Here is an 859-nt window from a genome sequence, read left to right on the forward strand (position 1 = left end):
TGCTTTCTACTTAAGGTGTTTGGGGGCAGGAGATGTGTCTGGGAGAGGCAGACAAGAGAGAAGTGTTCAGGTGATGATGCCTCTCATGGGAAGGCCCCTATGAACACCTATAGGGTGGGATGTGGTTTACGGCGGATGGGTGGTGCACCATGGAGTGTGCGGAGACAGACTTACGGGAGATGGCAGAAGTTTCCGAAAAAGCAAATCTACGAAAAAAAGCATTTTCACTTCCTTGCTTGCAACAGGCAAAGAGTGCTTGAAAAATCAGAAAGAGACACTTGCAGAACTCTCAAAGTGAAAAAAGCTGCTTTTGATAATCTTTAAAAGAAAAATCAAGATAAATTAATCGCAAAAGAGTTCAAAGAGGGGGCGAGCTTTAAAAGAGAGAATGTTTCAAAAATCGAAGGCGTTTCAAAGATGGGGGGATATCATGCCAATTATTATCGATTGTATTCAAGGAACAGAGGAATGGCATCAAGCGCGCAATGGATTGATTACGGCTTCTTTGTTTGAAATAGTTATGGCACGAAAAAAACAGGGACAAAAAACCTCAAAATATTATTCCGTTATGATGAAGCTCGCTGGAGAAAGAATTACTGGAAAATCCGTCGAAGAGGGGAAAACCCTTTCTATGCGACGCGGAACAGAATTAGAACCAAGCGCGCGGCAGCTTTATGGTACATTCACGCAAACCGAGCCTCAATGTATTGGATTTGTTCTGGCTGATGATCGCATGAAAGGTTTTTCTCCTGATGCTTTTATTGGAACAAATGGACTTTTGGAAATTAAAACCAAAAAACCTGAAATTCTGATCCCTCATTTCTATCAAAAAACTTTTCCAGCAGAGCATAAAGCACAA

General features: G+C 41.7%; 1 protein-coding gene. It reads left to right on the forward strand.

Going from position 1 to position 859, the window contains the following annotated elements; genetic code table 11:
• Positions 1–430: 430 nt before the first annotated feature.
• Positions 431–859 (forward strand): YqaJ viral recombinase family protein (locus ACFIK8_RS10625; protein ID WP_375669407.1); only part of this gene is annotated, 429 nt, incomplete at its 3' end.

This window comes from Bartonella sp. MR168JLCBS (assembly GCF_042194175.1).